This is a genomic window from Williamsia sp. Y712, from assembly GCF_059445525.1.
The window spans coordinates 374,382-383,437 of record NZ_JCAIUN010000001.1 but is presented as its reverse complement, the minus strand read 5'-3'; the positions used below and the strand labels follow the sequence as shown (position 1 = coordinate 383,437).

Annotated in this window: 6 protein-coding genes; 3 read left to right on the top strand and 3 right to left on the bottom strand. The window is 63.8% G+C overall.

What is annotated here, in order from left to right; translation table 11 throughout:
- Positions 1 to 76 precede the first annotated feature (76 nt).
- On the bottom strand, positions 77 to 3,409 hold the full coding sequence (locus AC1D75_RS01965; RefSeq protein ID WP_495513640.1) for an arabinosyltransferase domain-containing protein: 3,333 nt from the start codon (positions 3,407 to 3,409) through the stop codon (positions 77 to 79).
- A 72-nt stretch (positions 3,410 to 3,481) separates the two neighbouring features.
- On the opposite strand from AC1D75_RS01965, the gene aroQ reads away from it, so the two are divergent.
- From aroQ to AC1D75_RS01950, 3 genes are all read left to right on the top strand, one after another.
- Positions 3,482 to 3,946, top strand: coding sequence for a type II 3-dehydroquinate dehydratase (aroQ, locus tag AC1D75_RS01960; protein ID WP_495513639.1), 465 nt, complete (start codon positions 3,482 to 3,484; stop codon positions 3,944 to 3,946).
- A 322-nt stretch (positions 3,947 to 4,268) separates the two neighbouring features.
- On the top strand, positions 4,269 to 5,204 hold the full coding sequence (locus tag AC1D75_RS01955) for a phosphatase PAP2 family protein (RefSeq protein WP_495513638.1): 936 nt from the start codon (positions 4,269 to 4,271) through the stop codon (positions 5,202 to 5,204).
- The gene (locus AC1D75_RS01950) at positions 5,201 to 6,784 is read left to right on the top strand and encodes a hypothetical protein (protein WP_495513637.1); all 1,584 of its coding nucleotides are present in this window, start codon (positions 5,201 to 5,203) and stop codon (positions 6,782 to 6,784) included. The genes AC1D75_RS01955 and AC1D75_RS01950 overlap by 4 nt, the downstream gene beginning before the upstream one ends.
- An 89-nt stretch (positions 6,785 to 6,873) precedes the next feature.
- Here the strand turns inward: AC1D75_RS01950 and AC1D75_RS01945 are convergent, their stop codons facing one another.
- A complete protein-coding gene (locus AC1D75_RS01945) occupies positions 6,874 to 8,160 on the bottom strand; it encodes an HNH endonuclease signature motif containing protein (protein WP_495513636.1) in 1,287 nt (428 codons plus the stop codon).
- Positions 8,161 to 8,388: 228 nt separating this feature from the next.
- On the bottom strand, positions 8,389 to 8,952 hold the full coding sequence (locus AC1D75_RS01940; protein ID WP_495513635.1) for a dihydrofolate reductase family protein: 564 nt from the start codon (positions 8,950 to 8,952) through the stop codon (positions 8,389 to 8,391).
- Positions 8,953 to 9,056: the final 104 nt, after the last annotated feature.

Below are 9,056 nucleotides of genomic sequence, written 5' to 3'. Positions count from 1 at the left end.
CCGACCTGAGAACCCGAACCTGCCCCGTGAGCAGGGCAAGGTCCGGGTCTTTCTCAGGGTCGGCTCGTGCCAGGTCTCAATAGCGGATCGGTGCCGGACTCCACAGACCGGAGCGGGTTGCGGTTCCCAGATCCAGTTTGGCCACCGTGGCGGGCTCACCGAACGGCTCGTACCGCACCAGCGAACCCCAGTCGCGACCGATGTCGCCTTCCAGGTACGACGGCACCGTCGTCTTGTCCAGGGCCACCTCGATCCATCCCAGCGGTCCGCCACCGAACGCATCGGACCACGCACCGACGGCCGCGGCCAGGTCGGCGCCCGGTGCGATCCGCCACTTCGGGATCTCGGCGACGCCGTACTTGTGGCCGAACGGACGCTGGCACGGGAAGGCCAGACCGTTGGTCCAGTCGATTTGTACCGGTGCCTTGCTGCCGACCATCGTCTGCAGCGTCTCCACGTGCGGCACCCGCGGTGGGGTGACGGCGATGAAGCTGTCCTGGGCCAGATTCTCGTCGTTGGCGACGATCCGGATCGCGGTGGTGTCGGCCGGGAACGAACTGCGGTAGGTGCGCAGATCGCGCCACGACGGACGCGGGCCCGGGTCGATCATGTCGACCTCTCCGGCCACCTCGAAGTCCTCGTTGCTCTCGCCCGAACCGGTCGAGTACTCCATCTTCAGGTCTTCGATGTTGAACTGACCCGCCACGGCCATCGTGACCAGCGGGGTGTCCGCGGTCCGTGCAGGCAACCGGTACCACGACGAGGTCAGATACGAGGGGAACTGATCGTCCTGCGAGTAACTGCCCAGGACCGGGGTCTTGGCCGGGTCCAGCCCGAACGGCAGCTTGGCCGTGCTGCCATTGATCCCGGCCTGCTCGGACTCGCCTCCGCCGGTGCCACCGGCATTCGAGTTCAGGACGTCCGGGGATGCCGCGACATTGCCGCCGAGAACACCGAGGCTGCCGGCACTGGCGGTCGAGTTGAGTGACAGCGGCAGTCCGTTGGGGGTGAACCCGGACGTGGCCGGAGGCACACCGCCGGGCGTCTGGGTGCCTGCCAGACCGTCGGCGATGTTGCCGTCGACGGGTTCGAGGAGATCAGCGGTCGGGTCGGGTTCGACGAGGACCTTGTCGGCCATCCCGCAGACATCGCCGGACAAGGCGTCCACGTTCGACGAGGGCACCGAGAACGACCCGCTCTGCTGCACTCCGGAGAATATGGAGGTACAGATCAGGAAGACGACCACGAACATGCCCGCGACGGCCAGCGGAGATGCGGCAAGCATGCTGATCCACCGGCGTCGGCGACCGTTGTTGCGTGGGGTGTCGGCCGTCTCCGGTTCGCGGAACGGTTCCCGGAAGTGGAACCAGAACGCGATCAGCAGGGCGACGACACATAGGAACAGCAGCAGTGTGCCGAGCGCGACACCTATCCGAACCGGCAGCACACCCCACGGCATGCCCCAGTTGGAGACGTAGAAAGAGGCGTTCGGCGCGGTGAAGGACAGGCCGGTGATGAACAGGACCAGCGCGATGAACAGCATCCGGTTGCGCCGGGCGTGCATGGCCTCGGCGCTCACGGCGATGGCGGCGATGGCAGCCAGCGCGGCGGCCAGACCCGCGAAGACACCGAACTGATGGGTCCACTTGGTCGGCGTGAACATCAGGAAGATCAGTGACGCGAAGGTGATGCCGACGATGCGCCGGGACGGGCCGAGCGCGGTACCGGGGATGCGGCTCTTGCGGATCAGCATGGCACCGGAGATCACCAGGCCGACCAACATCGCGAGCACCGCGAACCGGCGGCCCACCGAACCGTTGGCGGAGAACTCGAACAGCGCGGTGTAGCGGTCGATCTCGTTGTACCAGCTCAGTGAGGGACCCAATGCGGTCTTCATGCTGGTCGACTGCGTGAACGCGGCCAGCGTCAGATCGGAGAACACCACGAACATGACGAACACCCCGGCAGCACCCACCGGTGCGGCCATCGCGAGATAACCCGTCAGACCCCCACCGATCGCCTTGGCTCTCTTGATGAGAGACATCACCATCGGACGGGCGCCGGCGATCAACGCGGCCACGGCCATCAGGCCGGTCGGTCCGGCGGCGAGGCTGAACGCACCGATCATGCAGGCCAACGCGGCAGGCAATGTCCGCCCGGTCGCGATGGCACGTTCGACCGAACACCAGGTGAGCAATGCGCCGAGGCAGATGATGGGTTCGGGACGCAGACCGTTGTTGAACGGGAACCATGACGCCATGAACACGAATGCTGCGGTCCACGGCACCACGCGATTGGTGACCGCCGCGCGTCCCAGACGCGGCAGCACCTCGTGAGAGATGATGAGCCACACCAGGATTCCGCAAACCAGCGCGGGCAGTCGCATCCACGGGCTCGCCGTGGTGACATGCGCGAGCCAGCCGAAGATGTGGTAGTACCAGCCGAACGGGGCCTCGGGTGCGCCGTACCAACGGTAGTAGTTGGCCGTGTATCCGGCGTTTTCGGCGACCCGCGACATCGTCAGGATGTAGCCGTCGTCGGACGTGTTGACCCCGACGATGTGCCAGATCAACAGACCGCCGATGACCACGGCGTCACGGGCGTTGAACCGCCACCAGTTCTGGGGCAGGAACCGCCGGTGCCTGCGGCCGTCGGTGCCGTCGAGGACGGCCAGTGCGCCGAGTGAAATCAGGGTCAGCACCACACCGACCGCGATGGCCAGCCACTTCAGCACAGTGGGGGCGGTCGTATAGCGGTCGTCGATGTTCGCGTGCGCGCTCAGCCCGGGCAGGGCCTGGGCCGAACCGGTGAGGTCGGTGTAGATGCCGGTGAGCTGGGGGCGTTGATCGCCATCGGTGGTCTCGCCGACCAGCGCCTCACCTTCGGTGTTCGTCATGCCGACGAACTCGGCCCGCACCGACTCGAAGGTGGCGGTGACGTCGATGCTCTGGCAGTCCTGGGACCGGATCTGGGCGAGTGTTGCGGAGGCGACCGGGGTGTTGCGGACCACGACCTCGACCACCTGGCGGTCCAGCGCATCGGTGGCCTGGCCGGCCTTGCGGATGAACAGGCCCCTGGCGACCGATTTCTCGGCTTCCTTCGGGAGCGTCGAGACCAGCACGGTCTGTCCCGGTTCGGTCAACTGGTCGATCGCCGCGCAGGGCACCGAGATCTGCAGGTCGACCGGTACGTACGACACCAACGGCGCCAGCACGGACTCCAGTTTGTTCTGCTGCGGCCAGTTCAGATCAGCTGTCGTCTGGGTGACGGGGAGCAACGGTGTGAGCAGCGCAAGGAGGATTCCGGCAAGCCCTGTGATGATCGCGGTGACCTTTGCGATACGGACCCGGTCTCGGCCTGCGGTGCCGACAGATGACGGCGTCTTGTCTGTCTCGGCGGCATCTGGCACAAGGACTGATGCTATCGGTCCTTGCGTGTCGGATTGACCAGCGGTGCGGTGGCGCGCAATACACTTTGCGCAATGAGTGAAAAACTGGGCGCGATGAGCGGAAAGCTGCCTGTCCTGTTGCTGAACGGACCCAATCTCAACACGCTCGGGACCCGACAGCCGGAGGTGTACGGCTCCGACTCACTCGACGACGTGGTGACGCTCGCGACCTCGATTGCCGCCGAGTACGGGTTTGCCGTCGATGCGCGCCAGACGAATCACGAGGGCGAGATGCTCGAGTGGATCCAGCAATCGCGGGGGCAGGTCAGCGGGATCGTCATCAATCCGGGCGCCTGGACCCACACCTCCATTGCGCTCCGAGATGCCCTGGTCATCCCCGAGGTACCGATCATCGAGGTACACATCAGCAACGTGCATGCCCGCGAGGAATTCCGGCACAAGTCGTACGTTTCCGGCATCGCATCCGGTGTTGTCGCCGGCTTCGGAATTCGCGGATACGAGTTCGCGATTCGTCGGATGATCGACCTGATCGGCTGAGTCAGAGGTCTGCTGCCCGACCGACAGTGTGGTCAGGGTCACTCCCAATGGTGCAGAATGACCCCAGTACGAGGGGCCGAAACCGGAAGTGAATACGTTCGCCCTGTTCAGCGACTCGCGCGTGGCGCGAGGGAAGGATCTGCGGAACTCCTCGGTTATGATCCAGCAGAGCCTTTGCGCCCACTTGGGCGCTGGATCTGTACGGAGTTGTGTCGGGCCGTGGTGTGAACGCGGTAGTTTCGCGGTCGGTCCCTTTCGGATTGGGACCCGCGTTTTCTGAGTTGTCTAGGTGTGTGGAGGGTTTTATGCGGGAGTTGTGTATATGACGCTCCGCGATGACCGCCGACCCGCCACCGATCCGAAGAGCGGTGTGGTCGACGCCGCGGAGTACGAGTCAATCGACTTCGAATCCACCGAGTTCGATGCGGCGGAGTTCGATACTTATGAATCCGAGCTCAAACAAACCGGTTTCCGAGCGGTCGCCACACGCGTCAACCGCTACCTCGCCCGGCCCCGATGGTGGCTCGAAGTTCTCATACTCGGATCCCTGTACGCGATCTATTCGCTGATCCGTAACAGCGTCGGGGACGTGGCCGACCAGGCCTACCGCAACGCCAACGACATCCTCCGCTTCGAAGACGCCTGGCATATCGCGCTCGAGCGGCCCCTGAACGAATTGGTCCACACCACCGGGTGGCTCGCGAACATCGTTGCCCTGCAGTACGCGACCCTGCACTTCTGGGTCACCCCGGTCGTGTTGATCTGGTTGATGTTCCGGCGCAAGGAGCACTACCGCAAGGTGAGCGGTGCCTTGGTCCTCACCACAGGTCTGGCGCTGATCGGCTTCTACTGCATGCCAACGGCACCGCCGCGTCTGCTCGCCAATGAAGGTTTTGTCGACATCATGGCGCAGACCGCCTCATGGGGATGGTGGCCCGCGTCCGGCGCGCCCGGAAGCGACGCGATCTCGAACCAGTTCGCGGCCATGCCGTCGTTGCACTGTGCCTGGGCAACGTGGTGCGGCGTGGTCCTGTTCTGCTTGGCGAAGTGGAAGTGGTTGCGGTTCGTCGGTTTGCTCTACCCGCTGACCACCTACTTCGTCGTGATGGGTTCGGGTAACCACTTCATCCTCGACGTGATCGCGGGCGTGGCACTGCTTGCCGTTGCTGCGCTGATCATCTATGCGCCTGCGCTGTTGCGTTGGTCGCGCCACCGATCGGCGGTCACGCCGACCAGGTCCGGAGTGCCGCTCGGATGAGTCTTCCGGTGGCCACGCCACTGTTGCGCTGGCGGCCCCTGTGGCCGATGGTGTTGGCGGCGGTGGCAATTGTGGCGCTGTGGCTTGCCCATCCGACGGTTGGTGACCTGCAGGCAGCCATCGCTCGGGAAGAGGCCGCGCGTTCGGGCGTCGGCCTGGGCTACTGGTTCGGTTGGTACGGCGGCGTGTCCCCGGGAAGCTATTCACTCATCGTCCCGGCCCTGTCGACGGTGACCGGATCGCTGCTCCTGTTGTGTATCGCGACCGCAGTCATCGCGTTGCTGTCGATCCCGCTCTCCAAGGGTGGAACCCACCCCACGGTATTGATGTGGGCGATCACGGCCGCTGCTGTCCTCAACATGTTGTCGGGACGGGTTGCGTTCTCGGTGGGTGCGGCAATCGCCTTGGCCTCGATACTTGCCCTCAGGCGAAACCTGTTGCCGCTGGCCGCCATCGGCCTGCTGGTGGCGGGTCTGGCGAGTCCGCTCGCACCTGCGTTTGTCGGATTGGCGGCGTTGCCGTTCGCTCTCGGAAAGGATGCCCGGGCGCGCAAGGTCTGGTGGGTTCTGGGTGGGGCGGGGCTCGGGGTCGTCGTACCGTTTGTGATGTTCGGTGCCCCCGGCGCACAGGGCTTTCCGGCCACCACTTTGTTCTGGATGGCGTTGATCGCGATCGGTGCCTCGTTTGCGCTGACCATTCCACCGGTTCGGTGGATAGTGCCGCTCGCGAGCGGGGTGGCGATCTTCATGTTCCTCGTGCCGACGGGGATCGGTTCCAACCTGAGCCGGTTCTTTTGCCTTGTGCTGCCCTGCATCTGCTTGTTCTATTCGAAGAAGTCGTTGAAGATCCTGGCGATCGCCCTGGCGCCTGCACTCATCTATGCCGTTTTTGTGGCCACGGCTGATCAGGTGGTCGGTGCAGACTCCGGCCAGAGCGAGACGTCGTACACGCCGCTTCAGTCGCTGTTGCTCGCACAACCGGAGATCGACAACCATCGCGTGGAGCTCGTGGATGCCCAGACTCATGCCGGGGCACACAAACTCGGCCTGGACATCAAACTCGCGCGCGGCTGGGAGAATCAGTCGGACTCGCGGTACAACCCGATCTTCTACGAGAAGAATGCGCTGACGCCGGAGTCCTACCAGGGCTGGCTGGCCGAGAACGCCGTCGCCTTTGTGGCGGTCTCCGCAGATCCGTTGCGGCAGTTGAAGGATGAAGCTGCACTGGTGACCGACGGCCTTCCCTATCTGGATCGCATGTGGGGTAACGACGATTGGACGCTCTACCGCGTCGAGGGTCCGAAACCGATCGTGCCGCTGCCGTTGACCGTGGTCGAGTCGTCGCCGTCCCAACTCGTCCTGGACGTGCCGAATTCGGACGCGCATCCAATCCAGTTGCGCTACAACAAATATCTCGTTGCACGCAGCAGTGTCGACGATTCCGTGTACGCCTGCATCGAGGAAACCGAGGACAGCTGGATCACTCTGACGGCTGCGGTACCCGGCGAATACACCCTCGAAGGACTTCTCTCTGTCCGTGGTGTGGTCGGCGCCCAACCTGCGGACTGCGGCGAGTCCTGATTGGTGGCCCCCTGGGGCCCACACTGTGTAGTTGTCAAAGATCTTGCAGTTCACAGGGTTAGCTGTGTTGCAGGGGACTGGCGGTCTGGTCAGGCGGCGAGGGGCTCGGAGGTCAGGGTGCGGCGGGCATGCGATCTCAGCGGTGTCTTGCTCGCATCGTCGGGTGACACAAACCAGGGGTGTCCGTCGCGACCGATGAAGACTGTCCACCTGCGGTGGTGGATGTATCGGTGGTGGCGTCGGCACAGCAGGACCATGTTGGTCAGGCTGGTGGTTCCGCCGTTGCGCCAGAAGTCGATGTGGTGGGCATCGGTGTAGCCGGCAGGGCATCCGCAGCCAGGGAATGCGCAGCCGCGGTCTCGGGCGATCAGTGCTTTGCGGATGGCCGGGGTGACGGTGCGTTGGTCACGTCCGACATCGAGCGGTACGGAATTGTTGTCGAGCAGGATTTTGCTGATGACTGAATCACAGGCGACCATCTGCGCTGTGGGTGCTGAGGCCGGTCCAGTCCATTCGAATGCGGGTGCCCTCGCTGGTGGTTGGGCATTGCCGAGTCCGCGCAGCTGTAGCGCTTGGAGGTATTCGGCTGTCACTGTCACCGTCACGTGGGGTTTCACGCCGCCGCTGCTGGGCCGGTTTTCTTGTCCGAGATAGGAATCCAACAGTCGTTCCAGGGCATCGGCCCGGATTTGGGCGTTGTTACGTGGGTCTGGTGACCCATCTGGTTCGGGTACCGGTGTCGATAGTGGTTTCAACGCGACGGCAAGTTTCTCGCCCACGAGGTTGTCCAGGTCGAACACGCCGTGGGTGCGGCCGTCGTCGCCAGTCGTGAACGAGAACTCATTGAGATCGTGATTCTCGGCGTCGGGGACTTCTTTGTCCGGCGGCGACAACACGATCGCCATATGCCGTGCCCGCGCTGACACCGCGGCCGGTGTGGTGGTCAGCGCTTCGGTCAACAACCCCCGTACACAGTCACCCCGATCACCATCGACCAAGTCTGGGTTCCGTCGTTCAATATGGCTCAGGCCCTTGACGATCGAATCGATATGCTCACCCGACAGCGTCCCGTCCACGCCATAGGACGCCACCGACGGAATGTCGTTGAGTGCCTTACCTACTCGCACGTATCGGTGCGCGACCGCCGGCGCCATCCCGGCCTGTTGTAACAGTCTCGCGGTGGAACCATCACCCGATTTCTGCGCTATCTCACGCCGGTCGAGTTCACCGATGAGTCGGAAAAGTATCTGATCCACAACATGATTGAGTCGAATAACTGTCACCGTACGGGATGAAATATCAACGTCATCCCCGGCGACCAGAGCCGCATCCCCTGCCAGATCTGAGAGCCTGGCGAACATTCCCCCGAAGTCCATAGCCCAATAGTACGACCCGAACCCCATTCGCACAAGCTTTCGAACGAACTAATCATATTGCATTGCAACATCTTTCGCTGACTTCACGTTCTCGACCCATCAGTCTAACGAGAGGCTATGACATGGGCTTCGAATCGGCCGGTGGGCTGGTTGTGTTGAGCGACGTGCTGGTGGCCGTCGAACATCACCTGCCCTCGTCACTTCCTCGGCCGCGTGGAGGAAACGCGCTCAGCGTTTCGTCTCGTACCTGTTCAGAACCACCCCGCCGGGAAACGTCCGCGTCTCCACCAGGTTCAGGTTCACCCGGCTATCGAGCGTGGTGAAGAACGGCATGCCGCCGCCCACCAGGACCGGGTGGGTCACGATCGTGTACTCGTCGACAAGCCCGGCCCGCATGGCCGCCGCGGCCAGCGTTGCACCACCAACCCTCATCGGCCCGCCGTCCTGCGCCTTGAGTCGGGTGATCTCCGCGACCGCGTCGCCGGTGACCAGGCGGGTGTTCCAGTCGACCTTCTCCAGCACCGAGGAGAACACCACCTTCGGCGTGTCCCGCCAGTTCCGCGCGAACTCGATCTCCGCCGGGGTGGCATTGGGCTGTTGGTCACCGGTCGGCCAGTAGGAACTCATGGCCTCCCACAGCTTGCGCCCATACATCAACAGGCCGATCGCCCGCTCCTCATCGAGCCACCACTGAAACAGCTCGTCGCTCGGCTCGCTCCACCCGAGGTCGTCGCCGGGCGCGGCGATGTAGCCATCCAGTGTCAAGTTCATGCCGTAGGTCAGTTTCCGCATCGCGCCATGCCTTCCGTCAGCCAGTGTCGGAGTTTAGACCGGTTCAGCGCACAAAACTGATCGGTCCGCGATCTGGCTCGCAGGGACGGCTACGAGCCCGCGTT

What these genes read in the sequence shown, in the direction of transcription:
- AC1D75_RS01940 (WP_495513635.1), bottom strand. Translation starts at nt 8,952, where the DNA reads ATGCGGAAACTGACCTACGGCATGAACTTGACACTGGATGGCTACATC.
- AC1D75_RS01950 (WP_495513637.1), top strand. Translation starts at nt 5,201, where the DNA reads ATGAGTCTTCCGGTGGCCACGCCACTGTTGCGCTGGCGGCCCCTGTGG.
- AC1D75_RS01955 (WP_495513638.1), top strand. Translation starts at nt 4,269, where the DNA reads ATGACGCTCCGCGATGACCGCCGACCCGCCACCGATCCGAAGAGCGGT.
- AC1D75_RS01945 (WP_495513636.1), bottom strand. Translation starts at nt 8,160, where the DNA reads ATGGACTTCGGGGGAATGTTCGCCAGGCTCTCAGATCTGGCAGGGGAT.
- aroQ (WP_495513639.1), top strand. Translation starts at nt 3,482, where the DNA reads ATGAGTGAAAAACTGGGCGCGATGAGCGGAAAGCTGCCTGTCCTGTTG.